Origin of the sequence: Serinicoccus hydrothermalis (assembly GCF_001685415.1) — a bacterium.
GTDB classification, from domain to species: domain Bacteria; phylum Actinomycetota; class Actinomycetes; order Actinomycetales; family Dermatophilaceae; genus Ornithinicoccus; species Ornithinicoccus hydrothermalis.
In genome coordinates this window covers 119,292-146,245 of sequence record NZ_CP014989.1, presented here as the reverse complement: position 1 = coordinate 146,245, position 26,954 = coordinate 119,292, and the positions used below count along the sequence as shown (strand labels likewise).

26 protein-coding genes, 2 tRNA genes and 1 other RNA gene are annotated in these 26,954 nt (G+C 68.7%); 13 read left to right on the top strand and 16 right to left on the bottom strand.

Features of this window, described 5'->3' with window-relative positions:
* Nucleotides 1-35 precede the first annotated feature (35 nt).
* An RNA gene (rnpB, locus tag SGUI_RS00680) (RNase P RNA component class A) lies at nucleotides 36-418 on the top strand.
* On the opposite strand, the gene SGUI_RS00675 is transcribed toward rnpB, so the two are convergent.
* Together SGUI_RS00675 and SGUI_RS00670 are read right to left on the bottom strand one after the other, a co-directional pair.
* Complete coding sequence (locus SGUI_RS00675; protein WP_066634957.1) at nucleotides 412-1,236, bottom strand: HAD-IIB family hydrolase; 825 nt, start codon at nucleotides 1,234-1,236, stop codon at nucleotides 412-414. The two genes, rnpB and SGUI_RS00675, sit on opposite strands and share 7 nt — an antisense overlap.
* Complete coding sequence (locus SGUI_RS00670) at nucleotides 1,233-2,693, bottom strand: RNB domain-containing ribonuclease (RefSeq protein WP_066634955.1); 1,461 nt, start codon at nucleotides 2,691-2,693, stop codon at nucleotides 1,233-1,235. Before SGUI_RS00670 ends, SGUI_RS00675 begins: the two co-directional genes overlap by 4 nt.
* Before the next feature lie 47 nt (nucleotides 2,694-2,740).
* On the opposite strand from SGUI_RS00670, the gene SGUI_RS00665 reads away from it, so the two are divergent.
* Complete coding sequence (locus SGUI_RS00665; RefSeq protein ID WP_066634952.1) at nucleotides 2,741-3,487, top strand: YaaA family protein; 747 nt, start codon at nucleotides 2,741-2,743, stop codon at nucleotides 3,485-3,487.
* 6 nt (nucleotides 3,488-3,493) lie between these two features.
* Here the strand turns inward: SGUI_RS00665 and SGUI_RS00660 are convergent, their stop codons facing one another.
* The 5 genes from SGUI_RS00660 to SGUI_RS00640 all read right to left on the bottom strand — a co-directional run bounded on the left by SGUI_RS00660 (nucleotide 3,494) and on the right by SGUI_RS00640 (nucleotide 7,320).
* A complete protein-coding gene (locus SGUI_RS00660) occupies nucleotides 3,494-4,417 on the bottom strand; it encodes a class I SAM-dependent methyltransferase (RefSeq protein ID WP_083190394.1) in 924 nt (307 codons plus the stop codon).
* 24 nt (nucleotides 4,418-4,441) lie between these two features.
* Nucleotides 4,442-5,617 carry a histidine phosphatase family protein gene (locus SGUI_RS00655; RefSeq protein WP_066634950.1) on the bottom strand — a complete coding sequence of 392 codons (1,176 nt, stop codon included), beginning with the start codon at nucleotides 5,615-5,617 and terminating at the stop codon, nucleotides 4,442-4,444.
* Nucleotides 5,614-6,351 carry a zinc ribbon domain-containing protein gene (locus SGUI_RS00650; RefSeq protein WP_066634949.1) on the bottom strand — a complete coding sequence of 246 codons (738 nt, stop codon included), beginning with the start codon at nucleotides 6,349-6,351 and terminating at the stop codon, nucleotides 5,614-5,616. The genes SGUI_RS00655 and SGUI_RS00650 overlap by 4 nt, the downstream gene beginning before the upstream one ends.
* A gap of 1 nt (nucleotide 6,352) precedes the next feature.
* Nucleotides 6,353-7,246: a Nif3-like dinuclear metal center hexameric protein gene (locus tag SGUI_RS00645; protein WP_066634948.1), complete on the bottom strand. Its 894-nt coding sequence runs from the start codon at nucleotides 7,244-7,246 to the stop codon at nucleotides 6,353-6,355.
* Between the two features lies 1 nt (nucleotide 7,247).
* A tRNA-Val gene (locus tag SGUI_RS00640) sits at nucleotides 7,248-7,320 on the bottom strand.
* 250 nt (nucleotides 7,321-7,570) lie between these two features.
* Here SGUI_RS00640 and SGUI_RS17275 point away from each other — a divergent pair.
* Together SGUI_RS17275 and SGUI_RS17270 are read left to right on the top strand one after the other, a co-directional pair.
* Nucleotides 7,571-8,149, top strand: a complete 579-nt coding sequence (locus tag SGUI_RS17275; protein ID WP_157621683.1) for a hypothetical protein — start codon at nucleotides 7,571-7,573, stop codon at nucleotides 8,147-8,149.
* Between the two features lie 11 nt (nucleotides 8,150-8,160).
* On the top strand, nucleotides 8,161-8,679 hold the full coding sequence (locus SGUI_RS17270; RefSeq protein ID WP_157621682.1) for a hypothetical protein: 519 nt from the start codon (nucleotides 8,161-8,163) through the stop codon (nucleotides 8,677-8,679).
* A 103-nt stretch (nucleotides 8,680-8,782) separates the two neighbouring features.
* Here the strand turns inward: SGUI_RS17270 and SGUI_RS16930 are convergent, their stop codons facing one another.
* The 7 genes from SGUI_RS16930 to SGUI_RS00610 form a co-directional block, all read right to left on the bottom strand.
* Nucleotides 8,783-9,244: an HNH endonuclease gene (locus tag SGUI_RS16930; protein WP_083190393.1), complete on the bottom strand. Its 462-nt coding sequence runs from the start codon at nucleotides 9,242-9,244 to the stop codon at nucleotides 8,783-8,785.
* 94 nt (nucleotides 9,245-9,338) lie between these two features.
* Complete coding sequence (locus SGUI_RS00635; RefSeq protein ID WP_083190392.1) at nucleotides 9,339-10,133, bottom strand: phage major capsid protein; 795 nt, start codon at nucleotides 10,131-10,133, stop codon at nucleotides 9,339-9,341.
* 465 nt (nucleotides 10,134-10,598) lie between these two features.
* Nucleotides 10,599-10,721 carry a hypothetical protein gene (locus SGUI_RS18205; RefSeq protein ID WP_257784402.1) on the bottom strand — a complete coding sequence of 41 codons (123 nt, stop codon included), beginning with the start codon at nucleotides 10,719-10,721 and terminating at the stop codon, nucleotides 10,599-10,601.
* 14 nt (nucleotides 10,722-10,735) lie between these two features.
* Nucleotides 10,736-11,902 carry an AAA family ATPase gene (locus SGUI_RS00630; RefSeq protein WP_083190391.1) on the bottom strand — a complete coding sequence of 389 codons (1,167 nt, stop codon included), beginning with the start codon at nucleotides 11,900-11,902 and terminating at the stop codon, nucleotides 10,736-10,738.
* Nucleotides 11,903-13,149: 1,247 nt separating this feature from the next.
* Nucleotides 13,150-14,172: a tyrosine-type recombinase/integrase gene (locus tag SGUI_RS00625; protein WP_191090929.1), complete on the bottom strand. Its 1,023-nt coding sequence runs from the start codon at nucleotides 14,170-14,172 to the stop codon at nucleotides 13,150-13,152.
* A gap of 316 nt (nucleotides 14,173-14,488) precedes the next feature.
* Nucleotides 14,489-14,965: a peroxiredoxin gene (locus SGUI_RS00615; RefSeq protein ID WP_237141413.1), complete on the bottom strand. Its 477-nt coding sequence runs from the start codon at nucleotides 14,963-14,965 to the stop codon at nucleotides 14,489-14,491.
* Nucleotides 14,962-15,408, bottom strand: coding sequence for a DUF3052 family protein (locus SGUI_RS00610; RefSeq protein ID WP_237141412.1), 447 nt, complete (start codon nucleotides 15,406-15,408; stop codon nucleotides 14,962-14,964). Before SGUI_RS00610 ends, SGUI_RS00615 begins: the two co-directional genes overlap by 4 nt.
* A 125-nt stretch (nucleotides 15,409-15,533) precedes the next feature.
* Here SGUI_RS00610 and aceE point away from each other — a divergent pair, with 125 nt between their 5' ends.
* Nucleotides 15,534-18,287 (top strand): pyruvate dehydrogenase (acetyl-transferring), homodimeric type, encoded by a 2,754-nt coding sequence (gene aceE, locus SGUI_RS00605; RefSeq protein ID WP_066634933.1) that lies wholly within the window; start codon nucleotides 15,534-15,536, stop codon nucleotides 18,285-18,287.
* Nucleotides 18,288-18,299: 12 nt separating this feature from the next.
* On the opposite strand, the gene SGUI_RS00600 is transcribed toward aceE, so the two are convergent.
* The gene (locus tag SGUI_RS00600; RefSeq protein WP_066634927.1) at nucleotides 18,300-19,349 is read right to left on the bottom strand and encodes a glycerophosphodiester phosphodiesterase family protein; all 1,050 of its coding nucleotides are present in this window, start codon (nucleotides 19,347-19,349) and stop codon (nucleotides 18,300-18,302) included.
* Between the two features lie 50 nt (nucleotides 19,350-19,399).
* Here SGUI_RS00600 and SGUI_RS00595 point away from each other — a divergent pair, with 50 nt between their 5' ends.
* From SGUI_RS00595 to SGUI_RS00570, 6 genes are all read left to right on the top strand, one after another.
* Nucleotides 19,400-20,563 carry a PucR family transcriptional regulator gene (locus SGUI_RS00595; RefSeq protein WP_066634920.1) on the top strand — a complete coding sequence of 388 codons (1,164 nt, stop codon included), beginning with the start codon at nucleotides 19,400-19,402 and terminating at the stop codon, nucleotides 20,561-20,563.
* 107 nt (nucleotides 20,564-20,670) lie between these two features.
* A complete protein-coding gene (locus SGUI_RS00590; RefSeq protein WP_066634917.1) occupies nucleotides 20,671-21,600 on the top strand; it encodes an ACP S-malonyltransferase in 930 nt (309 codons plus the stop codon).
* Between the two features lie 53 nt (nucleotides 21,601-21,653).
* Entirely contained in the window at nucleotides 21,654-22,685 is a 1,032-nt protein-coding gene (locus SGUI_RS00585) for a beta-ketoacyl-ACP synthase III (protein ID WP_066634915.1), read from the top strand.
* Between the two features lie 78 nt (nucleotides 22,686-22,763).
* The gene (locus SGUI_RS00580) at nucleotides 22,764-23,012 is read left to right on the top strand and encodes an acyl carrier protein (protein WP_022925579.1); all 249 of its coding nucleotides are present in this window, start codon (nucleotides 22,764-22,766) and stop codon (nucleotides 23,010-23,012) included.
* Between the two features lie 124 nt (nucleotides 23,013-23,136).
* Nucleotides 23,137-24,393 (top strand): beta-ketoacyl-ACP synthase II, encoded by a 1,257-nt coding sequence (gene fabF / locus SGUI_RS00575; RefSeq protein WP_066634912.1) that lies wholly within the window; start codon nucleotides 23,137-23,139, stop codon nucleotides 24,391-24,393.
* 35 nt (nucleotides 24,394-24,428) lie between these two features.
* Complete coding sequence (locus tag SGUI_RS00570; protein WP_066634909.1) at nucleotides 24,429-25,547, top strand: glycosyltransferase; 1,119 nt, start codon at nucleotides 24,429-24,431, stop codon at nucleotides 25,545-25,547.
* A 41-nt stretch (nucleotides 25,548-25,588) separates the two neighbouring features.
* Here SGUI_RS00570 and SGUI_RS00565 read toward each other — a convergent pair whose 3' ends face one another.
* Nucleotides 25,589-26,104, bottom strand: a complete 516-nt coding sequence (locus tag SGUI_RS00565) for a DUF3145 domain-containing protein (protein WP_418314006.1) — start codon at nucleotides 26,102-26,104, stop codon at nucleotides 25,589-25,591.
* A gap of 206 nt (nucleotides 26,105-26,310) precedes the next feature.
* Here SGUI_RS00565 and SGUI_RS00560 point away from each other — a divergent pair, with 206 nt between their 5' ends.
* On the top strand, nucleotides 26,311-26,730 hold the full coding sequence (locus SGUI_RS00560) for a CBS domain-containing protein (RefSeq protein ID WP_066634907.1): 420 nt from the start codon (nucleotides 26,311-26,313) through the stop codon (nucleotides 26,728-26,730).
* A 67-nt stretch (nucleotides 26,731-26,797) separates the two neighbouring features.
* A tRNA-Ile gene (locus tag SGUI_RS00555) sits at nucleotides 26,798-26,871 on the top strand.
* The last annotated feature ends 83 nt before the right edge of the window (nucleotides 26,872-26,954 follow it).

Below are 26,954 nucleotides of genomic sequence, written 5' to 3'. Positions count from 1 at the left end.
GGCCCTCCCGGTACCGGTATGATCCTCGCCGTGGATGAGTCGGCCAGGCGGCCGCGGCGGGCACCCTCGTGGTGACCCGTCGAGGAACGTCCGGGCTCCACAGGGCAAGGTGGTGGCTAACGGCCACCCGGGGCGACCCGCGGGACAGTGCCACAGAAAGCAGACCGCCCGCCCTCGTGGCGGGTCAGGGTGAAACGGTGGTGTAAGAGACCACCAGCACGCCAGGTGACTGGCGTGGCTCGGTAAACCCCACCTGGAGCAAGGCCAGACAGTGCGCGTCCGAGGGCTGCCCGCCCGAGCGCACGGGTAGGCCGCTGGAGGCGTGCGGTGACGCACGTCCGAGATGGATGGTCGCCACCCTCGCAGTGCCGGCGACGGCGCGAGGGGACAGAACCCGGCGTACCGGCCGGCTCATCCACCCACGAGCAGGCGCCGCTCGAGGGTCCGCGCCACCCCGTCGTCCTCGTTGCTCCCGACCACCTCGTCGGCGACCGCGACGACGTCGGGGTGCGCGTTGGTCACGGCGTGCGCCCTCCCGGCCCACTCCAGCATGGGTATGTCGTTGGGCATGTCGCCGAAGGCCCACACCTCGTGCGCGGCGACCGGGGAGGTCTGCTCGGCGCACCAGGTCGACAGCGCCACCGCCTTGGTCACGCCGCGAGCGGTGACCTCGGCCATCTGGACCGCGCCGGAGTGCGACACCTCGGCCCGGTCGCCGACCACGGCGGCCACCCGCGCGTCGATCTGCTCGGTCTGCCAGTCCTGGTGCCGGACGAGGATCTTGCCGGCCGGCTCGGCCCCGATCTCGGTGAGGTCACCGACCAGCCACTGGCCGTCCTCCCGACCGCTCGCGCGCTCGAAGCCGGGCTCCCGGGCGAAGCCGCGCAGCGACTCGGTCGCCAGGTGGGCGCCGGGCAGGCCGTCCTTGAGGGCGAGGAGCAGCTCGGTCACCAGCGGAGCGGGCATGAGCCGGTGCCCCACGATCTCCCGCCGCGCCACGTCGTAGGTGAAGGCGCCGTTGCCGCACAGCGCCACCGCGCTCACCCCGAGGTCGCCGAGCTCGTGCATCCACCGGGGTGGGCGTGCGGTGACCAGGACCACCGTGATCCCGGCGGCCGCGCAGCGGTCGAGCACGTCGCGGGTGTAGTCCGAGACCGTCCCGTCGCGGCGCAGCAGGGTGCCGTCGCAGTCGGTGGCGACGACGCGCACGGCGGCGGGGGCGGCAGGGTCGCTCACCCGCGGTCCTGGCCCACGATCCGCAGGTCGACCTCGCCCTCCAGCACGTCGGCCCGCTCGACCCGCGCGCGGACCGCGCTCCCCAGGCGCGCGGACCCGGTGGCGACATCGCTGACCGGCGGGTCGACGAGCTGCACCTCCATGCGACCGCCGTCCACCCCGTCCACGACCACGGCCTCGAAGTCCTCGCCGACCCGGTCGCGCAGCACCGCCGCCTCGACGGCGGTGACGCAGGCCCGGTCCACCGCCTTCGCCCGGCGCCCGGTCTCCTCCATGACGTCCGGCAGGTCGGGCAGCGCCTCGCGCGCCCACGCCGGCACCTCGCGACCCGCGCTGAGCGCCTCGCAGACGGCCAGCCCGAAGCGGTCCACCAGCCGCCGCAGGGGTGCGGTGACGTGGGCGTAGGGCGCGGCGATCGCGGACTGGACCTGCTCGTCCTCCGGGGGCAGGTCGCCGTCGAAGGCGGTGTAGCCGGCGCCGCGGAAGAGGAACGTCGCGGCGTTGACGATCGCCAGGTGGCGGGTGTCGCCCTTGTCGAGCGTGCGCAGGAACTCGCCGTAGGGCATACCCTCCGGCCAGGGTGCGCCGAGCGCCTCGACCTCCCGTCGGAAGCGCGCGACCGCACCCTCGGTGGGCTCGGGCATGGTGCGCAGGATGCCGACGCCGCCGTCGAGCATGATGCGCGCGGCCACCATGCCGGTGAGCAGCGAGATCTGGGCGTTCCAGTCCTCGGCCGGCAGCAGCGGGCGCAGGGTGAGGGCATACTCGCACTGCTCGCCCACCCCGACCTCCTGCTCGGGCATCGGGAGGCTGGCGCCGCCGCGCTCGACCTCCCGCGCGATCCGCAGCTCCCCGACCTCCTTGAGCAGGAGCAGCGTCTCCTCGGCGTCCCCGTCGTCGACCAGCTGCTGCACCTCGGCGTAGGTGTAGCGCCGCCGCGAGCGCACCATCGCGCGGTAGAGCTCGGCCCCGACCCGCTCGCCGCGGGCGCCGAGCCGGATGTCCCACACGTAGGCGGGGCGGACGACGTCAGGGAGCAGGCTGGCGGCCTCCTCGCTCAGCGCCGGCGGGTGGAGGGGGACGCGCAGGTCCGGGCAGTAGATGGTCTGGCCGCGCAGCCGGGTCTCGGCGTCCAGGGCCCCGCCCTCGACGAGGAAGGCGGGCACGTCGGCGATGGCGTAGCGCACGCGGTAGCCCTCGCCGTCGCGCTCCAGGTGCATCGCCTGGTCCAGGTCCATCGAGCCGGGCGGGTCGATGGTGATGAGCTCCACCCCGGTCTCGTCCCGCTCCGGCAGGTCCGGGTCGGCGAGCGTCTGCTCCACCTCGGCGAGCGCCGCCTCGGGGAACGCCTGCCGCACCTCGAGGTCGGTCCGGATCTGCTCGAAGGCCTGCGTGAGCAGCTGCCCGGTCTCCGACGCGGAGGGGTCGCAGGCGAGGGTGGTTGCGCGATCGACCATGGCGCCACCCTACGTGCCGCCTGCGACACCTGCCCTACCCTGACGCCGTGCTGATCCTGCTCCCACCGTCCGAGACCAAGGCGACTCGCACCCGCGGCGCGGCGCTGCGCTGGGAGGGCCTGAGCGCCCCGGAGCTCACCGACGCCAGGCAGCAGGTCGCCCGGGCCCTGCAGGAGGTCAGCAGCGGCGCCGACGCGGCGGGCCGGCTCGGGGTGAGCCCCAACCTCACCGAGGAGATCGCCCGCAACACCCGGCTCCCGGAGGCACCCACGCTGGCCGCGCGCGACCTCTACACCGGCGTGCTCTACGACGCGCTCGACCTGCCGTCGCTGGACGCCGGCAGCTCGCGTCGCGCCGCGTCCCGGCTCCGCGTCGTCTCGGCGCTCTACGGCGTCGTCCGCACGACCGACCGGCTCGCGCCCTACCGCCTGTCCATGGCGGTCAACCTGGACGGCGTGGGTCCGCTCGTCTCCTTCTGGCGCCCGCTGCTCGACCCGGTGCTGACCGGGGCGGCCGGGCGCGGCCTCGTGGTGGACTGCCGCTCCAGCACGTATGCCGCGGCCTGGGCGCCCAGCGGTGACCTGGCTCGCCGTTGGGTCCAGGTCCGGGTGCCGGGGGCCACGCACATGGCCAAGCACACGCGCGGGCTCGTGGCCCGGGCGCTGTGCCAGGAGGCCGCCGACCCCCGCCGCCCGCAGGCGCTCGTCGACCTGCTCGCGCCGCGCTTCGACGTGGAGCTGCACGAGCCGTCGCGCACCGGCGCCCCCTGGGTGCTCGACGCCCTCTCTCGCTGAGCACGGTCAGGGCTTGCGGGCCACCACGCTGAGGGCGACGGGCACCTGGCTCCGCCACGGCTCGGGCAGCACCCATCCCTCCCCCTCGGCCGTCATCGACGGGTGCTGCGGCCAGGGGAGGTCCTGGTGCTCACCGACCGCCACGACCTGCAGACCCGCGTCGACGAGCGCCATGAGGATCTCGGAGACCGAGTGGCTCCACTCGTAGTTGCGCGGCTGGGTGATCACCGCCGTGTCGCCGTCGGTGTAGGTCACCCCGTCGGCGTGGGTGAAGACCTCACCCTCCGCGAGCGGGAAGTAGCCGTAGGCCGGCGTCATCACCCCGGGATCGGTGTCGAGCATGACGTTGGACATCGGGTGGCTGTCGCGGAAGAAGAAGGTCCCGCCCGGGCGCAGCAGCGCCGCGATCTGCCGGCCCCACTCCCCCAGGTCCTGCAGCCAGCAGATCGTCCCGATCGAGGTGTGGACGAGGTCGAAGTCCTCGCCCACCGCGTCCGCGGCGGCGAGGACGTTCGCCTCGACGTACCTGATCTCGTGGCCCGCCCGGGCGGCGAGGTCACGCGCGATCGCGAGCGAGCGGGGCGAGAGGTCCACCCCGGTGCACCGCGCGCCGCGCCGCGCCAGACCCAGGGTGTCGGTGCCGATGTGGCACTGCAGGTGGCACAGGTCGAGCCCGTCCAGCCGGGGTATGCCGTCGGCGCCGCGCCGGTCCTCGGCGTCCGGCAGGTGCGGCCCGAGGATCTGCAGGTCCCGCTGCACGACGCTGCTCACCCGCTCCGGGTCGGCGACCAGCCCGTCCAGGTCGTAGGCCGCGCTCGCGGCGTGCACCTGCGCCCGGCCGTCCCAGTTGTCGCGGTTGGCGGCATACGCCTCCTGCGGCGACGCCCGCACCCGCTCCATCGGCTCCAGGCCCTCGGGAAAGATCTCCACGGGGCCGGAGCCTAGCGGTGGACGTCAGGGCAGGTCGTGCAGGTGCTGGGTGTCGTTGACGAAGGCGACCTGCACCCCGCCGTCCGGCCAGAACTCGATCGCCGTCATCGACGCGGGACCCGTGGCGATGCTCCACCCACGCTCGTGGTCGACGCCGAGCAGCCGGCAGAGCACGGACATGATGACCACCCGGTGCGTCGCCACGACGACCGTGCCGCCACCCGCGACGGCCCGCTCGAGCGCCTCGCCGACCCGCTGGTCCAGCTGGCGTCGCGACTCCCCGCCCGGCCGGGCGAAGTCGCGGTCCGTGCGCAGCCGCGCCAGGTCCTCCGGCGCCCGCGCGGCCAGGACCGGCATGGCGCGGCCGTCCCAGTCGCCGAAGCCCTGCTCGTCCCAGTCGCGGTCCTCCTCCGTCTCGACGCCGAGCCGTCCGGCCAGCAGCTGCCCCGTCTGCCGGGCGCGGGCGAGCGAGGAGGTGACGACCCGCGGCGTGCCGTGCTCCGAGCGGGCGAGCAGGGCCGCGACACCCTCCGCGGCCGCCTGCGCCTGCCGCCGGCCCTCCGCGTTGAGGCTCGGGTCGGCACCGCCACGCCCGTCCATGCGGTGCTGCACGGTGAAGTCGGTCACCCCGTGGCGCACGAGGACCAGCCGGGTGCGGCCGTCCAGCGACGGGACCGTCTCGTCCGAGATGTAGGTGTCGACCTCCCCGGTCGCTCCCCCCGCCTCGGGCGTCGAACCCGCGGCTCCGCCCACGTGGTCCCGCCGCACGGTATGCCCGTCCATCCCGTCGTTGGACAGCTTGTCGGCGGCCGCGTTGTCACCGCGGGGGATCCAGGTGAAGCCCACCGTCCCGCCCGCGGCCCGGACCTCGTCGACGAGCCGGCGCGCCTGCAGCGCGAGCCGCTTCATGTCCTCGTGCTTGATCTTCCACCGGCCGGCCATCTGCTCGACGACGAGCTTGGAGTCCATCCGGACCTCCACCTGCGCGTCGTCGGCGAGGTCGAGGTCGAGCACCGCCCGCAGCCCCTCGATGAGCCCGGTGTACTCCGCGACGTTGTTCGACTGCTTCCCCAGGGGCGCGGCCCGCTCGGCCAGCAGGTCCCCGCTGCCGGCGTCGCGCACCAGGGCGCCGTAGCCGGCGACCCCCGGGTTCCCGCGCGACCCGCCGTCCGCCTCGACGACCAGGGCGCGCCCCGTCACAGGCCGGACTCCGCCGTCCGCACCAGGATGCGGCCGCACTCCTCGCAGCGCACCACCTCGTCCTCGGGCGCAGCCTTGATCCGGCCGAGGTCGACGGCGTTGAGCTCCAGGCGGCAACCGCCGCACCGGCGCTGCTGCAGCGGCGCGGCGCCCGAGCCGGTCTGGGCCCGCATCCGTTCGTAGAGCGCGACGAGGTCGTCGGCCAGGTCGTCCACGATCGCCTCGCGGCCGGCCGCGACCTCCTCCCGCTCGGCGGTGATCGCGGCGGACTTCTCGTCCCGGACCTCGCGCAGCTCGCCCAGCCGGGTCGCGTGCTCGTCCCGCGCCGTCGTCGCCGCCTGCTCCGCCGCCTGGGCCTGCTCGACCCGCTCCATGACCTCCAGCTCCTCGTCCTCGAGGACCCCCTGGCGGCGGGCCAGCGACTCCAGCTCGTGCTGCAGCCCCTGCAGGTCCTTGGCGCTGCCGGTGCCGGCCTCCAGCCGCTGCCGGTCCCGCGCCGCCCGGTCGCGGACCTGCTGCACCGCGGCCTCGGCCTTGGCGACCTCGCGCTCGAGGTCGCTCACCTCGGTCCCGGTCCGCACGACGTCGGCCTCGAGCCCGCCCTGCTCGCCCTCCATCCGGGTGATGTCGACCTGCTCGGGCAGGCTCTTGAGGCGGTGGTCCAGCTGGGCCAGGGTCGTGTCGAGCTGCTGCAGCTCGAGCAGGCGGGCCTGCATCTGGGGGGAGGCCTTCACGTCAGTGCTCCTCGCTCGGGTCCGAAGGGGCGTCGGGTCTGGGGAGAGGATCATCGCACCCGACGACGAAGTCCCACGGGTCGGTGCGCACGGTGGACAGCTCCACCTCCACGTCCAGCCGGCTGCGCAGCAGCTCGCGCAGCCCGGGCAGCCAGAGCCACTCGCTCGCCCAGTGCCCGGCGTCCACGAGGTAGGGCCGGGCCGCCCCGCCGGCGCGGGCCGCGGCATACGCCTCCTCCCGCGCCTCCAGGGCCGGGTGGTGCCGCAGGTCCGCGGTGACGTAGACGTCGGCGCCCGCGCGCCGGACCGCCTCGAACTCGCCGTCGCCGGCTCCTCCGAGGACCGCCACCCGGCGGACCGTCCCGTCGGGGTCGCCGCTCACCCGCACGCCACCCGCGGTCGCCGGGAGCGCGCCGGCCAGTCGTGAGGCGAAGTCGCGCAGGCTGACCGGGTCGGCCAGCTCGCCGACCCGGCCCAGCTCCTCGGTGACGGTGAGCGGCTCGGTCGCCGCCAGCCCGCAGGCGGCCGCGAGCGCCTGGCCCACGCCGGGGTCGGCGACGTCGGCGTTGGTGTGGGCGCAGTAGAGCGCGACGTCGTTGACCACGAGCTCGGTGATCGTGGCGCCCTTGGCGCTGGTCGTGGCGACCGAGTGGATCCCGCGCAGCAGCAGCGGGTGGTGGGTGACCACGAGGTCCGCGCCGGTGCGCACCGCCTCCGCGACGACCTCGAGCGTGGGGTCCACGGCGACGAGGACCCGGCGCACGGTCTGGTCCGGGTCACCGGCGACCAGCCCCACCCGGTCCCAGGACTGGGCGGTCCCGGGCGGGTAGAGCTCCTCCAGGGTCGCGACCACGTCGGCCAGGGGGACGCCGGCCTGCGCTGCACTGGCATTCATGTGGGCCCGGCCGGGCTCGAACCGACGACCTACGCGGTGTAAACGCGCTCTTCTACCAACTGAAGTACGGGCCCATCTAGGCCGCTGACCTGCGCCGTTGTCCAAGTCGAGCGCTCTCAACTATCGAGAAACTGCCTCTGATGCGAACAAGATGCGAACACCAGCGAACCGCGACACGCACGATACCTGATTTGGTGCCCTCCCCCGCTGTTCGCGCCCGTTCGCAGCGTGACACTTGATGACACTTACGTCAGAGAGGGTCGGCTGTCAGACACGCCGTGAGGGCACCGCCAATCACTCGCAGGGTCGGCTAGCGTCCAGAGCATGCCTGACATGAACGGTTTCATTAGCGGGGTGCTGGCATCGGCCTTGGTGTTCTTGTTGTCATTGCCCCTCGCTCGCGCGTACAACAAGAGCCAAAATAAGCGAGATGCGCGGAGACGGGCCACTCGTGAAAAAGAATTTAGGCTCTATGAACAGATCGCTTCAGATGCGCACAAATTCATTCCGGCTCTAATTTACCACTCCATAGTTCTTCTTTTGCTCTTAATTATCGTAAACCTATCCGCGATGGGCGGCTTCTACCTTTCGACACAACCACAGGCTGAAGAAGATCCGATGAACGCCTTGTACTGGTTCAACTCACTTCTTAGCCTTGCCTTGATATTTACTGCCATGTTCGCCTTCGCCGCCACATTACCGCACTTTCGTATTTTCTTCGGGCTTTGCCAAGCAAAGGGCGTGCGAAACCTCATACCCCTCTCAGCACGAAATCTCAGGTCCTTACCTTCCATGGCAACACGCAGCGCCGGGAGCGAGAATAGCATGAATAAGCCACCCACAAACCAGGAAGCGCAAACAAAATCGACGCAAACAAATCCAGATGAGCGCAGCGCTCCGTAGCGGGGTGACAAATGTTCGGCCGTCCCTCCGTTATCGTACAAGCGCCTGCAGGGCTACCGTGGTATTTCTACGCTCTCACCGCATTAGCAACGATAGTTGCCGTATTCCTCGCGTCCTGGTTAACCGATCGACGCGAACGTAAGAATTGGCTTAGAGACCAACGTCTGAAGGCCTACACTGACGCCCATGAACTCCTTGCCAACCGGACCACGATGCGGAGCCAAGACTTCTGGCACTCGTTCCAGGCATTGGAAGCCAGACTCATTCTGTTAGGTCCGGACGAACCTTACGAGACATGGTTCTATCTGCGCCAACAGATTGAAGTCTTGGCTGACAGGACCGCCAGTAAAGAACAGGTCGGCACCGCGAAGGAGAACGTGGAAAGTGCAACCTACGCCTTGTACAACCAGACTAGGTGGATCATCCAAGGAGAAAAGTCACACCCGGACAGCGAGCAACTCATAAAAAGCATCAGGGATGTTACGGCCGAGCAAGCTGCCGGAGAAAGAGCGACGCGCGATAGGGATTAGAGTCTGGACTGCCGCCCATTGTGGATATATTCCCGGGGGAGATATTTCTCCGCTCACCGTGGTAGGAGCGCGCCCGAAAGGGTGAAGGGGGTTACCGGGGTGGTCAAACGTACTCGTCTATCTCGTACTTGATGACTTCGACAATGGCTCCATCATCGTCAAATGTTACAGTGCAATTTGTTCCGAACCCTGGCATGCCACCATTCAGTCTGTAGATACCATGACTGTAAAGCATGTGCTTCGTTTGACCCGGAAAGACCTGCGACTCAGGCAAAGGAAACGGCGTAATTGGCTCCTGCTTCCTGCTTGCTTTTGATCTTGACCTGGGACCAGCGTGCTTGCTGGTGTTGCACGTCCTGCACATGAGTTGCAGGTTCGATTTCTCAAACTCTAGTTCGGGAAAGAACTCTACGGATTTGATGTGGTCTACAGTCGGACCCTGGGGATGCATGCCGGACAGCGACAGGTCTACATACTCTCCGCACCCCGCGCACCTGTCATCCTCTAGCGTGTTCAGGAAGTCCTTACGTAAGTTCTTCCATTTAGCGCTGTTATCTCTGCTCATTGATCTTGCTCCTTAAATGTATTTGGTGCGGGGAGAGGCAAGCGATATTTGCCTACCTCTCCCCGCGCTCCGCTCTTCCACTCCTTCGTGGGCGTCAGGCTGCGGTGCTGATCTTGACCAGGCGGTCAGCGTTGGTGACAGTCCAGCCGGATCGGAAGGTAACTCTCACGGCGCGTGCGTCGCGGTTGAAGGCGTACTCGCTGCTCTTGGCTAGCAGTACCGGACCTACGGCGCTCACGACGGCGCTACGGCTACCGACCAGGATCGTGTCTGCTGGCATGGCGTTGGTGACATGCACGTTCAAGCCATACAGGACTGGCTCAGTCACAAGGGACTGGTTGGACCCGGTGCCCGCTTTGAGGGTGCTCAGCGCTCCCATGGCGGACGGTGCGGCCAGGATGTAGTCGGCAGTGCCTCCGGCTTCCACGATGCCCCACATGGCGGTAGAGACAGCATCTAGGTTGTCCCCGAGTGCTCCCCCGTCGGTGATGTTCGCGGCGTTGAGGATGCCGGTCGGTGCGCTCGCGTTGTTGAGCAGAGCGTGGTTCGCCCCGAGCATGACGTTGCGGGACAGACCTTCGGCAAGGATGCCCTCGGCAGAGTTGCGTGCCAGTTCGTTGGACAGCACGACCAGGGAACCGACTTTGTGAGTGTTGACGACAACTTCGTCAAGGTCTGCGTCCTGCTCCGTCAGCGGTGCGCCTTCTGCAATGAGTTCGGTTGCTACGTCTCCGACATATGGAACGCGTAGTGCAACCTCGTCGCCTTCTACTGCACCGGCGACAGTGGTGATTTCAGTGATAAGCAGGTTAGGTAGCACTTCGGCAGCGACAAATCCTTGTACGTCTGGTGCCCACCCCTTGCCTGCGGTGTTAGTTGTTTCAGTCATAATGACTCCTAAAATTATTGAATAGGTTTAGCGTCCCGATGGACGGGCAGGCCATGCCTGCGCTTAACCTTCGCTAATCTAAGGAAATCGAAGTCTGCAACCTTGGACGTCCAGGTTTTGAGAAAACAGGTAAAACACCGGTCGTTTAGAGTCCGACAGTAAGACTTACGAAAGGGGGAGGGGCATCGCGTAACCCCTCCCCCTTCCAACTAAAGGAGAATTAAACGGCTATTGATTCTTGCCCGTCTAACCTGATGATTTTATTCTACCATCGATTCCTCAATTGAGCATCCACGTCGTCGCATTCATTTTCCCCATCTAACGTGTGATTCATTGGGTAAACGTGATAGGCAATATGGACATCCTGCATTGTGATTCCAGGGTGTCGTTGACATAGAGTCGGCATGAAGTCCTCCACGCCCTCGTCTAAAAGTTCCGCTACTTCATTTCCTAGTGCTTCGTGATTCATTTCGTTTCCTTTCCGGCTTTCGCCAATTTTTCATAAATTTCTGTCCACTGCTGTGCCAACGTGGCATAGAGAGGGTCATTCGGATATTTGCTGTAGGTCAGGGCTTCGCTTGCTGCCATGCATGCGGGGCAAGTCATGACGGTTCACCGTCCGGTGCCGTAGGCCAAGACCAGCGCCCGCGACCTTCCTTGACGAACGTGTGGTTGTCCAAGGCGGATCGTGCCCCGTCCCACATGCGCGCGTCGTTCTTGTTGCTGGCGTCCTCTGCACGTAGACCCAGAGCAACGACAACCTCAGCGGTCGTGCGCGGCTCTGACCAGTCCAGCGCCAGCAGTCGGGCAACCTGCTCGTCAGACTTGTTCCCCAGGCCGTCATAGACGACGTAGGGCACGCGATGCTTGATGGTGGCTGACCCGAAAGCGGCAAGCATGTCCCCCTCATCTACAGGACGTACCCCGATGATGCGCTCGCGCTGCCAGTCCTGTCCTGACGCGTTGCCGGTGCCCACTACGGTCGTGTAGCGGCTACCCCCGTCGTCGTGGCGATTGAGCCTGATTGCATGTCGTGCTCGGTCGAAGCGCCCCGTGCTGCCCTTGATCTGGGACGAATCACCCTTCTTGGTGTGGGTCACGTCGATGAAGGCGTCTCGCTGACCTAGAGCGCGCTGAATGTCGCTAATGAGCAATTTCCACGCAGCGTTCTGAACGGTGTCAGTTCCTCCGTAGGTTTTCAGGCGGTCGGGAGACAGCGACCCTTCGATATCCTCGGTAATGTATAACGTCGGAACCTTGTCCTGCGTCAGACTCTCAATGAGTCGCAAAAGATCAAAGTTGACGATCATGTCGCCCGCATTGAACTCAAACCCACCCTCGCGCTTTATGATTTCTGACAACCCTCTTTCGTCGTAAGGGAAATAGAACTGCATCACAGCAGCAAGGTCGTCATCTTCTAGCACCCACTCCTTGCGATTGTCAGATTCGTCCCAATCAATAGTGCGCTTGGGCACTCGCATCGGGTCAGCATTAAAATAGAGCACCTTGTCTGGGTCATAGCCATGTGCTGCTGCGTAGAGACGAAGGTCAACATGTGTGGTCTCTTCACCAGGAGAGACAAAGACGACCCGCTCAATGCCGCCCGACAGTGCTTCGGGGATGATGTGACCGGCAATGAAGGTTGACTTGCCTGCCCCCTTGTCTCCGTAGATCAAATGGTAGCGTCCCTGCTCTAACAAACCAGGGATGATCCACGTACGGTCGGGAATTGCGATATTTGTGATTCGATATCGGCTGGTGTCGATCATGACTGACCGGTCACCCACCTGTTCCGGCGCATATGCTCTAGCGGGTATCCAATGTCCCGCGCCATGGTGCGTACGGCCCGTGCTGCGTTGTCGTCGTCCGTCACGTCCAGCGCTGCGGCAAGGTCGGCGGTGGTGGCGAACGTTGAGTCAGCAAACAGTGCCGCTAGGCGTCCGTTGTAATAATCTCTAAACTTCTTGTCCATATTTTGTTCTCGCTTTCTTTAATGTATTTCTCCGTAAGGTCTGCGGCCCTACGAAGATGTATTCATCATACCATCACTGCCCTCATTCTGCAAATGGCGAGAACATTCTTAGAAATATCGCTATCGTCAACCTCAGCGTCTCATGTGGTTGAGGACTTGAAGATAAGAAGATAAGCCCGGAAACACTGGGATATTCGTGAAGATAGTGTTGAGGATAGTTGCGGCACGGCGCACTGATTTAAGGGGGCAAAGGCAGACTTTAGGTAGCAAAGGAAAGTGCCCGGCAAGAGGGAAGGCTGTCTGTATCTATAAATATTCATATCTAAAAACCCTTATTAACTACTTCATACACGGACCTTCTCTTTGCCACACGTTTCGTCTTTGCTGAGGATTCTTTTTGCTAAGTTTATGCCCCGGCGTACGACTATCTTCAACTATCCTCAAAACTATCTTCAAGGAAATCCGCATGAGACCGGGGTTATCTTCATATCTTCAAGTCTTCACGGTGTGTGAGGATAGAGGTCTATTCCTGCCTTGCTGGTATAATTGAAGTGATTCGATGTTGGCTGTCGCCCCCGTTGGCACTTGTGCTGGCGGGGGTGCTTTGCAAATTTATGGGCACACTATCGTAATGCCTGAAGTATTTGCGCTGCCCGGTCTGGACATGTCATCGAAAAATTCACATTTGTTACAAACTGACATGCTTTACGTTAGCGTCAAGTGAAGCCTCAGGCCTGTAGTCACTGTGAAGTTGTCAATTTCCGAAAGGCTTGCCCTTCGATGCTGCAACTCTACTCCCAATGACGCCCCAGACCTATTTTACCCACCCCTCGCGACCTGCGGTTTTGTGCGACTCCTAGATTAGTGGTGTGACGTGCGACACAGTGATTTTTTACCTACGCGCCGAGCCAGTAGCGCAACTTGCCTACAGTGCTGTCTGCACGCCTCTGTCGCAGACGACAAATTGTCAGCGGCCCAGGACCGCCCTAGCTATTTGAACGCGTCTCAGAACGGCACACAGGCCCGTTGCGGGGAGTGTTTGCGCTAGCCGATCCCCTGGTTCAGAGCGTCCATGAAGGCGCTGTCATCACTTGGGAAGTACCCGGCGTACTGGTTCAGCGTGAAGGCAGCGTTGGTGTGCCCGGCCCAGGTCTTGATGCGTGGCAGGTCTGCTCCGAGCCTGATCCAGTGCGTGATAGCCGTGTGCCGGAGGTCATGAACGCGAGGATGCTTCTCGTCTAGTCCTTGCTCTGCCCGCTGCTCGTTCCACACGGCTACGGCGTTCTTGAACGTGCGCTCACCAAAGTTGCTGACGTGTATCTGTGCTCCCCTACCCCCGGTGAACACGTAGTCACCAGGGAAGTGCAGCTTATGCTCAGCAAGCATGGCGGTCACCTTCGACGGCAACGGCACCGTCCGCATACCTGCGTCGCTCTTGGGGCGTCCTGACGCCTTCTTGCCGCCTTTACCTACCGTGACGGTGCTGTCCACCCTGACCGTGCTCGCGATGGGATCAATGTCAGAGCGCACAAGGTCCAGTGCTTCGCCCACACGCAGACCCCCGTAGGCCAACAGGTAGACCAGCGCCCGGTAGCGGGGCAGGATGCATGAGGCAAGGTGCTCAATCTCGTCATGATCGAGAATCACCATGTCTGCACGGACTGCCTTGGGGAGTCGGATGCCTCGGCAGGGACTCAGTGTCAGCACCCCGGCAGTCACGGCAGCATCCAGGCTCGCGCTCAACTCTCCATAGTTGCGTCGCACGGTGGCCGGTGAGCCGGTCTGCTTGGTCACCCACGTCTGCACGTCTGGTTGTGTGATCCGTTGCACCGGCAGGTGCCCGAAGGTCGGCAGCAGGTGAACCCTGGCGATGCTCTGTGCTCGGATGCGCGAGGACTCCCGAAGGTCGGGACGGTGCTGCATCCAGTTGTCGTGCCAGTCGGCATAGGTCAAGCGTCTGTTGGTGGGGTCAAGCAGCGTGCCCCTCGCGGTGTCTACCTCTACCTCTGCCTTGAACGCCAGGGCGTCCCGATGTGCCTTGAACGTCCGTTGGGCGTTGGTTCCCATGGGCGTCCGGTAGCGGACCGTCCAGCCCTTGCCCCGCTGGTGCACTGATGCCATGTCGCTGCCTGTCTGTGCGTAGGTCGTTGGACCCCAAGCATGGCACGAGTGCGAACAACATGCGAACACCAAACCCGCAGGACGTCGCCGCAGGTCAGAGTATTGCCTAGATTTTATATAGCCAGATATGGCGTTTGACCTGCATTTTTATGGATCCTCCGGTGCTGGTCAGGCCCCCCTGCCAAGCACGACCTACGCGGTGCAAACGCGGCGCTCTACCAACTGAGCTACAGGCCCCCGCTGAGCGGAGTGTGCGCCATTGTTACAGGTCGCGGACGGCCTGGTGCAGCGCGCCGATCTCCCGCGCCTGCCCGGCCGGGTGGACGAGGTTCCAGCGCACCGTCATGGACGGGTCGACGAGGAAGGTGCCGCGCACGGCCATACCGGAGTCCTCGTCGAAGACGCCGTAGGCGCGCGCCGCCTCCCCGTGCGGCCAGAAGTCGGACAGCAGCGGGAAGCGGTAGCCCTCGCGCGCCGCCCAGGCCCGGACCGCATGCACCGGGTCGCAGGAGATGCCGTAGACCTGCACCCGGTCGTTGACGAACTCGTCGACGTTGAGCTGGATCTCGAGCAGCTCCCCGGTGCAGATCGAGGAGAAGGCGAAGGGGTAGAAGACCAGCAGCGCGTGCCGGTCGGCCACCGCCTCGGACAGGGTGTGCGTGGCACCGTCCTGGTCGGCGAGGCTCAGCTCCGGTGCCCGCTCCCCCACCTGCGGGTATGCCGTCAGCGTCGCGCTCACTTGCGCCCCACCAGGCGCTGTCCGATCCATCCGCCGAGGTTGACGGCGCCCGAGGCGACCATCGAGCAGGTGGTGCAGGCGTCCTGCACGTCCGCGGCCGGCACGCGGTCCTCCCGACCGGCGCCGGGGGTGAGGAGCACGATCGACCCGCCCTCCTCGAGCGTGGTGAGGGTGTCCATGAGCTCGTCGGCGAGGTCGCCCTCGCCGTCGCGCCACCACAGCAGCACGACGTCGACCACGCCGTCGTAGGACTCCCCCTCCACGGGGCTGCCCACCGCCTCGGCGGCCGCCTCGCGGACACCCGGCTCCACGTCCTCGTCGTCTCCGTACTCCACGACGATCTGGTCCTCGCGCAGACCCAGCTTGCGCATGAGTCCCACCAGGGGGTCGCTCCCCTGGTCCTCGTCGTCGGTCTGCTTCCCCGTCCTGTTCTGCGCGTCCATGGTGTGACAAGCCAAGCACGATGCTCCCGCTCAGGTAAAGGCGAGCCTTTCCCGACGGCGGCGGACGTCACGTCACCGGGCGTGACAGACTGAGCGGGTCCACCCCCTAGGAAGGATCACACCTGATGACCGAGGAGCGCTCCACCGGCCCCATCCTGAACGGTCTCCCGACCCAGGTCCCGGACTCGGACCCCGAGGAGACGCAGGAGTGGCTGGACTCGTTGGACGCCGCGATCGACACCGGCGGTCGGCAGCGGGCCCGTTACCTCATGCTCAGGATGCTGGAGCGCGCGCGTGACTCCCAGGTCGGCATCCCCTCCCTCGTGACGACCGACTACATCAACACCATCACCCCGGAGCAGGAGGCGACCTTCCCCGGCGACGAGGACATGGAGCGCCGCTACCGCGCCTGGGTGCGCTGGAACGCCGCGGTCATGGTGCACCGCGCCCAGCACCCGGACATCTCGGTCGGCGGGCACATCTCCACGTATGCCTCCCAGGCCACCCTGACCGAGGTCGGCTTCAACCACTTCTGGCGCGGCCGTGACCACGAGGGCGGCGGCGACCAGGTCTTCTTCCAGGGCCACGCCTCGCCCGGCATCTACGCGCGCGCCTTCATGGAGGGCCGGCTGTCCGAGGCCGACCTCGACGGCTTCCGGCAGGAGAAGAGCAAGGGCCTGCGCGACGACGTGCGCACCATCCCCTCCTACCCGCACCCGCGGTCGATGCCCGACTTCTGGCAGTTCCCCACGGTGTCCATGGGCATCGGCCCGATGAACGCCATCTACCAGGCGTCCTTCAACAAGTACCTCCACAACCGTGGCCTCAAGGACACCAGCCAGCAGCACGTCTGGGCCTTCCTCGGCGACGGCGAGATGGACGAGCCGGAGTCGCGCGGCCTGCTCCAGGTGGCGGCCAACGACGAGCTCGACAACCTCACCTTCGTCGTCAACTGCAACCTGCAGCGGCTGGACGGCCCGGTCCGCGGCAACGGCAAGATCGTGCAGGAGCTGGAGAGCTTCTTCCGCGGCGCCGGGTGGAACGTCATCAAGGTGCTGTGGGGCCGCGGCTGGGACGACCTCATCGAGAACGACACCTCCGGTGCCCTGGTCAACCTCATGAACACCACGCCGGACGGCGACTTCCAGACCTTCCGCGCCAACGACGGCGCCTGGATCCGGGACCACTTCTTCGGGCGCGACCCGCGCACCAAGGAGCTGGTCAAGGACTGGAGCGACGAGGACATCTGGTGGCGGCTCAAGCGCGGCGGCCACGACTACCACAAGGTCTTCGCCGCCTACCAGGCCGCGATGAACCACACCGGCCAGCCGACGGTCATCCTGGCGCACACCATCAAGGGCTACTCGCTGGGCACCCGCTTCGCCGGTCGCAACGCCACCCACCAGATGAAGAAGCTCAGCCTGGACGACCTCAAGGCCTTCCGGGACAGCCTCAAGATCCCGATCACCGACGAGCAGCTCGAGGCCGACCCCTACGCCCCGCCCTACTACCACCCGGGGCAGGACGACGAGGCGATCCAGTACCTCCAGGAGCGGCGCCGCGCCCTCGGCGGCTACCTGCCCAAGCGGCAGCCCGCCCGCACGGCGCTCCCGCTGCCGGCGGAGAAGGTCTACGACGTGGCCAAGAAGGGGTCGGGCAAGCAGGAGGTCGCCACGACCATGGCCCTGGTCCGCATCTTCAAGGAGTGGATGCGCGACAAGGAGTTCGGCAAGCACATCGTGCCGATCATCCCCGACGAGGCCCGCACCTTCGGGATGGACAGCTTCTTCCCGACGGCCAAGATCTACAACGTCCACGGGCAGAACTACACCTCGGTCGACGCCGACCTCATGCTCGCCTACAAGGAGTCCGAGCAGGGCCAGATCCTGCACGTCGGGATCAACGAGGCCGGGTCGGTGGCCGCCTTCAGCGCGGCGGGCACGTCCTACGACACCCATCAGCTGCCGATGGTGCCGTTCTACATCTTCTACTCGATGTTCGGCTTCCAGCGCACCGGCGACGGCATCTGGGCCGCGGCCGACCAGCTCGCCAAGGGCTTCATGATCGGGGCGACCGCTGGTCGCACCACTCTCACCGGCGAGGGGCTGCAGCATGCGGACGGCCACTCCCCGCTGCTGGCCTCGACCAACCCGGCGGTCATGGCCTACGACCCGGCCTACGCCTACGAGATGGCGCACATCCTCCCGGACGCGCTGGAGCGGATGTACGGCGAGGACCCGCAGTCGCTCATCTACTACCTCACGGTCTACAACGAGCCGATGCGCCAGCCGGCCGAGCCGGAGGACGTCGACGTCGACGGCATCATCGCCGGGATGCACCGGATCGCGGCGGACGAGCCGCAGGAGGGCAAGCACGTGCGCCTGCTCGCCTCCGGTGTCGGCGTGCCGTGGGCGCTGGACGCAGCCGAGCTGCTCCGCGAGGACTGGGGTGTGACCTCCGACGTGTGGTCGGTGACGTCGTGGTCCCAGCTGCGGCGCGAGGCCATGTCCTGCGACGAGGACGCCTTCCTGCACCCCGAGCAGGAGCGCCGGGTCCCCTACGTGACCCGTCGCCTCGAGGAGGGCACCGGCCCGGTCATCGCCACCAGCGACTACATGCGGGCGGTCCAGGACCAGATCGCCCCGTGGGTGCCGGAGGACTACTCCTCCCTGGGCGCGGACGGCTTCGGCTTCGCCGACACCCGGGCGGCGGCGCGGCGCTTCTTCCACATCGACGGCCCGTCGATGGCGGTCAAGGCGCTGCAGATGCTCGCCGACCGCGGTGAGATCGACCCGCAGATCCCTCGGGACGCCGCCGACAAGTACCGCCTCATGGACGTGAACGCCGGGACCTCCGGCACCGCCGGAGGCGACGCCTGACCGGAGGCGCCCTCAGCCCCCGGCGGCCCCGTCGGGGTCGCGTACGGCCTGCACCACGAGGTCGGGGTGGTCGGTGAAGATGCCGTCCACCCCGGCCTCGAGGTATGCCCGGACCTCGCCCGCGAGGTCGCCCAGGGCGTCCTCCGGTCCCGGGGCGCCGTCCTCCCCGGTGCTGCGCAGCGGGACCGGCAGGAAGCGGTTCTCCGCCCGGAAGGTCCACGCGTGCACGGCCAGCCCGGCCGCGTGCGCATCCCCGACCAGCGAGGTTGGCTCCCCCAGCGCGCCGTCGGCCGTCCAGGGCAGCACCATCGTCTTGCTCGGGCCGACACCGTCGAGCACGCCGTCGAGGTCCGCGAGCCCCTCCGGCGACAGCAGCTCGGCATACGTGCGCTCCTCCCCCGCCGCGACCAGGTCGGCGGGCACGTCGTCGACGGCGGTCGCCAGCAGCACCTGCCGCAGCGGCGACCCGAGCCGCTCCCGCATCGTGCGCAGGCTGCCCGGCTCGAAGCACTGCACCCAGACGGCGTCCCGGTCGCCCTCGGAGAGCAGCCCGCCGGCGTCCAGGTCGGCCAGCATGCGCTCCTCGATCGGCAGCCCGGCCGCGGCCAGGTGGGTGGGGTGCTTGAGCTCGACGTAGAGCCCGATCGTCCGCCCCAGCTCCTCGCTGAGGCGCGCCCGCAGATCGATGATCTCGGGGAAGGTCGGCACCGGCCACTGCCCGTCGTGCTCGGTGCTGCGCAGCCCGGGCAGCCGCTCGCGGGCGCGCAGGGTGCGCAGCTCCTCGAGCGTCAGGTCCTCGGTGAAGATGCCGTCGAGCTCCTTGCCGTCCACCACCGCCCGGCGACGGCGCGCGGCCAGCTCCGGGTGGTCGGCGACGTCGGTGGTCCCCCAGATGTTGTTCTCGTGCCGCGCGACCAGCACCCCGTCGCGGGTGGGCACGAGGTCCAGCTCCAGGTGGTCGGCGCCCTGCCGGGCGGCGAGCTCGTAGGCGGCGAGCGTGTGCTCGGGCAGGTAGCCGCTGGCGCCGCGGTGGCCGAGGACGAGGGGTGAGGTGGTCGGCATACCCCCGATCCTGTCCCATCGGGTGACGTCGCGGCGCTAGGCTCGCGCGGGTGCCCCCGTCCACCCGTGAGAGCCTCCCCCGCCGCGCCGGCGCGCTCGCGACCCGGGCGACCGGGCGCATGGAGGCCGAGCACCAGTGGTTCCGCGAGCTCGGCGCCGCGGACCGGTCCTGGGTGGGGCTGGTCGCCCAGGCGGGGATCTCGGCGCTGCTGGACTGGTATGCCGACGGCGCCCGGGAGGACCCGCCCGGCCGGGTGTTCGCCGCCGCGCCGCCCAGCCTGGCCGGCACTATCACCCTGACGCAGACCCTGGACCTTGCGCGCACCGCGATCGCGACGGTGGAGGACGCCGTGCCCGAGCTCGTCGAGCCCGAGGAGGCGCCGGCCCTGCGAGAGGCGGTGCTGCGCTACGCCCGCGACATCGCCTTCGCCGCCGCCGAGCTGTATGCCCGGTCCGCCGACCACCGCGGCGGCCGGGACCCCCGGCTGGAGACCCTCGTGGTCCACGCGGTGGTGCGCGGCGAGGCGAACGACGCGATGGCCTCCCGGGCCGCCGAGCTCGGGTGGGAGGGCGTGAGCGACGTGGCCGTCATCGCCGGCGTGCTGCCCGCGGGCGACCCGACGCCCGCGGTGGAAGAGCTGCGGACGGCCGCGGGTGCGCTCGGGCTGCGGTGCCTGGCCGCCGGCCACGACCGGCGCCTCGTCTGCGTCCTCGGCGGGACGGACGACCCGCTGGCCGACGCGCAGCGCCTCGAGGACGCCTTCGGTGAAGGTCCGGTCGTCGTGGGCCCGCGGGTGCCGCACCTCTTCGCGGCCGGCCGAAGCGCCCGGGCCGCCCTCTCCGGGGTCGACGCGGCCCCGGCCTGGAGCGGCGCGCCCCGACCGGTGGCGGCGGACGAGCTGCTCCCGGAGCGGGCGCTGCTCGGCGAGGGCCCGGCGCGCCGGGTGCTCGTGGACCGGGTCTACGCCCCGCTGCGCGACCACCCCTCGGCGCTGCTGGACACGGTGCAGGCCTACCTCGACCAGGGGATGGTGCTGGAGGCGACCGCCCGCCTGCTCTTCCTGCACCCCAACACCGTCCGCTACCGGCTGCGCCGGGTGGGCGAGGTCGTGGGGCTGGACCCGCACACCGCGCGGGACGCGTGGGTGCTGCAGGTGGCCCTGGCGCTCGGCCGCATGGGCACGGGCCCGCGCCTGTGGCGCGGCGGCCGCTGACCCCCCCCTCCCCCGAGGCTTGATTGGAGGGTTCCGACAAAGATGACCCGGGATCATCGTGCGTCTCGGTGTCGCCCGCTGGAGGGTCTCACCGGCACAGTGGGGGTGTGCTCGTCATCGTCGCGCCCGGTCAGGGCTCCCAGACCCCCGGTTTCCTGGCCCCCTGGCTCGAGGAGCCCTCCGTCCGTGAGCGTGTCGACGCGCTGGCCGCCGCGGCCTCGCTCGACCTCGTGAGGCACGGCACGACCTCCGACGCCGACACCATCAAGGACACGGCGGTCGCCCAGCCGCTCATCGTCAGCGCAGGCCTGGCCACCCTCCCTCTCGTCCTCGACGGCGAGGCGCTCCCCCAGCACGTCTCGGCCACCGCCGGGCACTCCGTCGGGGAGATCACCGCGACCGCCATCGCCGGCGTCCTCACCCCCGACGACGCCGTGGGCTTCGTCCGCGAGCGCGGGCTCGGGATGGCCGAGGCGGCCGCCCTCACCCCCACCGGCATGGCCGCCGTCGTGGGCGGCGACCCCGAGGAGGTCGCCGAGGCGCTGGAGCGGCACGGCCTCACCCCGGCCAACATGAACGGCGCCGGTCAGGTCGTCGCCGCCGGCACCCTGGAGCAGCTCGAGGCGCTGGAGCAGGACGCCCCCCGACGCGCCCGGGTCATCCCGCTGCCGGTCGCCGGGGCCTTCCACACCCACCACATGCAGCCCGCCGCCGACCGCCTCACCCGGCACGCGGAGACGTTGCGCCCCCAGGACCCGCGCATCCCGCTGCTGTCCAACGCCGACGGGCGGGTCGTCGCCGACGGCACCGAGGTGCTGCGCCGCCTCGTCGCCCAGGTCGCCGGGCCGGTGCGCTGGGACCTCACCATGGAGGCCTTCGTCTCCATGGGCGTGACCGGCCTCATCGAGCTGCCCCCCGCGGGCACCCTCGTGGGTCTGGCCAAGCGGGGTATGCGCGGGGTCGAGACCCTCGCGCTGAAGTCCCCCGACGACCTCGATGCCGCCGCCCGCATGGTGCGCGAGCACGGCACCGTCTGAGCCACCTCTCCCCGACCTCGCACCACCCCGTCCACCCCCAGGAGGTTCCGACCGTGAGCACGAGCCCCACCCTGTCGGCCCCGACCACCCTGCGCCACGCCCGGATCCTCGGCCTCGGCGGCTACCGCCCCGAGCGGGTCGTCACCAACGAGGAGGTGCTGCAGTTCATCGACTCCAGCGACGAGTGGATCCGGCAGCGCTCCGGCATCGCCACCCGGCGCTTCGCCCGGGAGGACGAGAGCGTCGTGGACATGGCCGAGGCCGCCTCGCGGCAGGCCCTGGAGCGCGCCGGGCTGGAGCCGGGACAGGTCGACGCCGTGCTCATGGCGACGGTGACCCACCCGCTGCAGACCCCGGCGGCCGCCCCGGTCCTCGCGCACCGGCTCGGCATCGAGGACCCGGCCGCGTTCGACCTCTCCGCCGCCTGCGCCGGCTACTGCTACGCCATCAGCCTGGCCAACGACATGGTCCGCGCCGGCACCGCCGACACCGTGCTCGTCGTCGGCGTCGAGAAGCTCTCCGACTTCACCGACAAGCACGACCGCGGGTCGGCCTTCATCTTCGGCGACGGGGCGGGAGCCGCGGTGGTCGGCGTCTCGGACACGCCGGGCATCGGCCCCACCGTCTGGGGCAGCCTCGGCGACCGCGCGGACGCCATCACCCAGCGCGAGTCCTGGACCGACCTGCGCCCGGAGATGGAGGCCACGGGTCGCGAGGCCGGCATCGCCTGGCCCGCCTTCACCATGCAGGGCCAGACCGTCTTCCGGTGGGCCGTCTTCTCGATGGCCCCCGTCGCGCTCCAGGCCGTCGAGGCCGCCGGGATCACCCCGGCGGACCTGGCCGCCTTCGTGCCGCACCAGGCCAACATGCGGATCACCGACGCGATGGTCAAGGCCCTCGACCTGCCCCCGCACGTCCCGGTGGCGCGCGACATCGCGGAGACCGGCAACACCTCCGCCGCCTCCATCCCGCTGGCGATGAGCCGGATGCTCGACGAGGGCGAGGCGCCGCACGGCGGCCTGGCCCTGCAGATCGGCTTCGGTGCCGGCCTGGTCTACGCCGCCCAGGTCGTCGAGATGCCCTGACCAGGGATACTGACTCCCGAGGCCCGGCGGGTGAGCAGGATCCGGGTCGGCAATGGCCACCAACGCAAGGAGAGAGACATGGCACGCAGCGAGCAGGAGATCCTCGAGGGTCTGGCCGAGATCGTCAACGAGGAGACGGGTCTGGAGGCCGAGGAGGTCCAGATGGACAAGTCCTTCACCGAGGACCTCGACATCGACTCCCTGTCCATGATGACGATCGTCGTCAACGCCGAGGACAAGTTCGGCGTCCGCATCCCCGACGACGAGGTCAAGAACCTCACGCACGTCAAGGACGCGGTGTCCTACATCGCCAACAACCAGGGCTGACCCGCCCGACCCGGCGCCCGGCGACAGAGGCGCCGGGTCGGCCCAGCCTGCCGGCGGCATACCCTCGAGGGAGCGCCGCCGTCCACCCACCCCGACCGCCCAGCAGCCCAGGAGGCCGACGCCCATGACCGACACCACCCAGACCTCGCGCCGCGTCGTCGTGACCGGCCTCGGCGCCACCACGCCCGTCGGCGGCACCGCTCCGCAGACCTGGGAGGCGATCACCGCCGGGCGCTCGGGCATCGAGACCCTGACCCAGGACTGGGTCGCCGAGCACCAGCTGCCGGTGACCTTCGCCGGGTCCATCCACACCGACCCGCTCGAGGTGCTCAAGAAGGTCGAGGTGCGCCGCAACGACCCCTCGGGGCAGTATGCGCTCATCGCCGCCCGGGAGGCGTGGGCCGACGCCGACGCCCCCGAGGTCGAGCCGGAGCGGCTGGGCGTCGCCATCGGCTCCGGTATCGGCGGGGTCCACACCCTGCTCAGCCAGTGGGACGTGCTCAAGGAGAAGGGCCCGCGCCGGGTCTTCCCGCTCACCGTCCCCATGCTCATGCCCAACGGCCCCGCGGCCGCGGTCTCGCTCGACCTCAGCGCCCGCGCCGGTGCGCACTGCCCGGTCAGCGCCTGCGCGTCCGGCGCCGAGGGGATGGGCCTCGCGCTCAGCATGATCCGCAACGGTCGCGCCGACATGGTCGTCGCCGGCGGCACCGAGGCGGCGATCCACCCCGTGTGCATCGCCGCCTTCGCCGCGATGACCGCCCTCTCGGACCGCAACGACGACCCGCAGGCGGCCTCCCGCCCCTACGACGTGGGCCGTGACGGCTTCGTCATGGGCGAGGGCGCCGGCGTCATGGTGCTCGAGTCCGAGGAGCACGCCAAGGCGCGCGGGGCCAAGATCTACGCCTACCTCGACGGGGTCGGTATGTCCTCGGACGCCTACCACATCACCGCCGGCGAGCCGGACGGCGCGGGCGCCGCGCGGGCCATGGAGGAGGCCGTCGCCGACGCCGGGCTGAGCACCGGCGACATCGCCCACATCAACGCGCACGCCACCTCGACCCCGGTCGGCGACGTCGCGGAGACGAGGGCGATCCACCGGGCCTTCGGTGGGCATACCTCCGACATCGCGGTCACCGCGACCAAGTCGATGACCGGCCACCTGCTCGGTGCGGCGGGAGCGCTCGAGGCCGTCCTCACCGTGCTGACGCTGCACCACCGGCAGATCCCCGCGACCATCAACCTGGACGAGCAGGACCCCGAGATCGACCTCGACGTCGTCACCGGTGGCTCGCGGGCGCTCCCCGACGGCCAGGTCGCCGCGCTCAACAACGCCTTCGGCTTCGGCGGCGTCAACGTCGCGCTGACCTTCACCTCGGCCTGAGCCGCTCGGCCCCGCGCCGGTAGGCTCCCCGCACCATGCACGTCCTGCGCGTCGCCAACTTCGTCAGCCCCACCTCCGGCGGCATCAAGACCGCGCTGCGGGCCTGGGGCGAGCTCTACCAGCAGGCGGGCCACCGGGCCTCGCTCATCGTCCCCGGGCCCGGCCCGGAGATCAGCGAGGAGGAGCAGGGCCTGGTCTACCGGGTGCCGGCACGGCCGGTCCCGGGCACCGGCTACTCCCTCATGTGGAGCCGGGTCGGCATGTCCCGGCTCATGGACGCGATCGCCCCGGACGCGCTCGAGGTCTCGGACCGGGCGACGACGCGCTGGATGGGCCGCTGGGCCGCGCGGCGCGGCATCGGCTCGGTGATGATCAGCCACGAGAACATGACCGGGATCCTGGTGCGGCGCACGCCCATCCCCGAGCGGCCCTCGCACTGGGCGGCCGACGCGATCAACCGGCTCAGCGCGCACGACTACGACGCGATCGTCTGCCCCAGCTGGTTCGCCGCGCAGGAGTTCCACCGCAACGACCTCGACGCCGACGTCGTGCCGCTGGGCGTCGACCTCGACGTCTTCACGCCGGTGCGGGACCTGCGCGACGGGCCGCCGCCCGGCCAGGACGGCCCCATCCGCATCGCGCACTGCAGCCGGCTCTCGCCGGAGAAGAACCCTGCGCTCTCGGTCGAGACGGTGCGTGAGCTGGTGCGCCGCGGCCACGACGTCGAGCTGACCGTCTTCGGCGCCGGACCCATGCTCGACGACATGGTCGCGCGGGCGCAGAACCTGCCGGTGACCTTCCACTCCTACATCACCGACCGGCGCGAGCTGGCGGTCGAGCTGGGCCGCGCCGACCTCGCCATCTCACCGGGGCCGCTGGAGACCTTCGGGCTGGCGGCGCTGGAGCTCCTGGCCTGCGGCATACCGGTCGTGTGCTGCGACGAGGGCGCGCTGCACGAGGTGGTCGGCGACGGTGGCGTCGTCGTGCCCTCCACCCCGGCCGCCTTCGCCGACGGGGTCGAGGAGCTCCTGGGACGCCGGGGCGCGCGCGCCCGGGCGCGGGCGGCGGCGGAGCGGTTCAGCTGGCCGGTGAGCGCGCGCCGGATGCTCGACGTTCACGAGCGGGTCGCCGCGGAGCTCCGCGGACGCGGCTGACCGGGCGGCGCGGCCTCACAGGCGGCCGCGCCGGGCCCGGCTCAGCCGACCTTGTGCAGCCAGGTGGCGGGTGCGCCCTCGCCGGCGTGCCGGTAGGTCTCGAGCTCGGCGTCCCAGGCCGCGCCGAGGGCGCGGTCCAGCTCGGCGGTGAGCGTGGCGGCCGAGCCGGCTGCGGACTCCATGATGTGCCGCAGCCGGTCCTCGTTGACGACGACGTCGCCGTTGGCGGACAGCCGGGCGGTGTGCACGCCCAGCGCGGGCGTGTGGGTCCACCGCACGCCGTCGCTGCCGCGGCTGGCTTCCTCGACGACCTCGTAACGCAGGCCGTCCCAGCCGCGCATGGCGCTGGCGATGGTGGCACCCGTGCCGGCCTCGCCGGTCCAGGCGAACTCGGTGCGCATGGTGCCGGGCTCGGCGTGCTGGGTGACCCAGTCCAGCGACACCCGGGTGTCGAGGACACCCTCGATCGCCCAGGCGATGTGCGGGCACAGCGCGGTCGGGGTGGAGTGAATGAACACCACCCCGCGAGTCATGACTCGTGGCATGACAGCGGACATCCGTGGCCTCCTGTGTGGTGAGGGACGTCTTCCCCAACGCTCTCGACCACCGGTGGCGACCCACGGGTATACCGCGTGCTGGGTCACATTGTGCTCTCTCGTCCCGCTGGGAGCAAGTGCCACGGGAGATTCGTCCCGCCACAGCTGTCACACCCGACCGGCCTGACACGGGTGACGCGGCGTCACCCGTCTGCTAGTTTCACGCCATGCGCGTCGCGGACCTCATCAAGAAGAAGGGCAGCACGGTTACCACGCTGCCCGCGACGGCCACCGTCGCCGAGCTCCTGGAGACCCTCGACGACGCCAAGATCGGCGCCGTCGTCGTGCTGGACGGGGAGGACGTCGCGGGCATCGTCTCCGAGCGCGACGTCGTGCACCACCTGCGCGGTGGGCGCGACCAGAGCGCCGCGCTGAGCGACCTCATGACGACCGACGTCAAGACCTGCACGCTCGAGGACGACCTCACCCACCTCGCGACCACGATGACGCAGGGACGCTTCCGGCACCTGCCGGTCGTCCAGGACGGCCGGCTCGAGGGGATCATCTCCATCGGCGACGTCGTCAAGGCCCGGCTGGACGCGCTCGAGGCCGAGCGGGACCACCTGGAGTCCTACCTGCGCCAGTGAGGCGCGGCACCCCTGGGCACCGCCCGTGAGTGCGGCACCCGGTGGGCCACCTAGACTGACCCGCCGAGGGCCAGTAGCTCAGCCGGTCAGAGCAGCGGACTCATAATCCGTCGGTCGCGGGTTCAAGCCCCGCCTGGCCCACCTCTGCCCAGCGTCGCTGCGGCCCCGAAGGTCACAACTCGGTGACAACCGCCCCGAGTTGCTGACCAGGGACGGCATCGCCG

Bases quoted from the DNA above. Each gene is read 5' to 3' on its own strand.
- SGUI_RS00670 (WP_066634955.1), bottom strand. From the start codon at position 2,693: ATGGTCGATCGCGCAACCACCCTCGCCTGCGACCCCTCCGCGTCGGAG.
- SGUI_RS00645 (WP_066634948.1), bottom strand. From the start codon at position 7,246: ATGAATGCCAGTGCAGCGCAGGCCGGCGTCCCCCTGGCCGACGTGGTC.
- SGUI_RS17275 (WP_157621683.1), top strand. From the start codon at position 7,571: ATGCCTGACATGAACGGTTTCATTAGCGGGGTGCTGGCATCGGCCTTG.
- SGUI_RS17270 (WP_157621682.1), top strand. From the start codon at position 8,161: ATGTTCGGCCGTCCCTCCGTTATCGTACAAGCGCCTGCAGGGCTACCG.
- SGUI_RS16930 (WP_083190393.1), bottom strand. From the start codon at position 9,244: ATGAGCAGAGATAACAGCGCTAAATGGAAGAACTTACGTAAGGACTTC.
- SGUI_RS00635 (WP_083190392.1), bottom strand. From the start codon at position 10,133: ATGACTGAAACAACTAACACCGCAGGCAAGGGGTGGGCACCAGACGTA.
- SGUI_RS18205 (WP_257784402.1), bottom strand. From the start codon at position 10,721: ATGGCAGCAAGCGAAGCCCTGACCTACAGCAAATATCCGAATGACCCT.
- SGUI_RS00630 (WP_083190391.1), bottom strand. From the start codon at position 11,902: ATGATCGACACCAGCCGATATCGAATCACAAATATCGCAATTCCCGAC.
- SGUI_RS00625 (WP_191090929.1), bottom strand. From the start codon at position 14,172: ATGGGAACCAACGCCCAACGGACGTTCAAGGCACATCGGGACGCCCTG.
- SGUI_RS00610 (WP_237141412.1), bottom strand. From the start codon at position 15,408: ATGGACGCGCAGAACAGGACGGGGAAGCAGACCGACGACGAGGACCAG.
- aceE (WP_066634933.1), top strand. From the start codon at position 15,534: ATGACCGAGGAGCGCTCCACCGGCCCCATCCTGAACGGTCTCCCGACC.
- SGUI_RS00600 (WP_066634927.1), bottom strand. From the start codon at position 19,349: ATGCCGACCACCTCACCCCTCGTCCTCGGCCACCGCGGCGCCAGCGGC.
- SGUI_RS00580 (WP_022925579.1), top strand. From the start codon at position 22,764: ATGGCACGCAGCGAGCAGGAGATCCTCGAGGGTCTGGCCGAGATCGTC.
- fabF (WP_066634912.1), top strand. From the start codon at position 23,137: ATGACCGACACCACCCAGACCTCGCGCCGCGTCGTCGTGACCGGCCTC.
- SGUI_RS00570 (WP_066634909.1), top strand. From the start codon at position 24,429: ATGCACGTCCTGCGCGTCGCCAACTTCGTCAGCCCCACCTCCGGCGGC.
- SGUI_RS00565 (WP_418314006.1), bottom strand. From the start codon at position 26,104: ATGTCCGCTGTCATGCCACGAGTCATGACTCGCGGGGTGGTGTTCATT.
- SGUI_RS00560 (WP_066634907.1), top strand. From the start codon at position 26,311: ATGCGCGTCGCGGACCTCATCAAGAAGAAGGGCAGCACGGTTACCACG.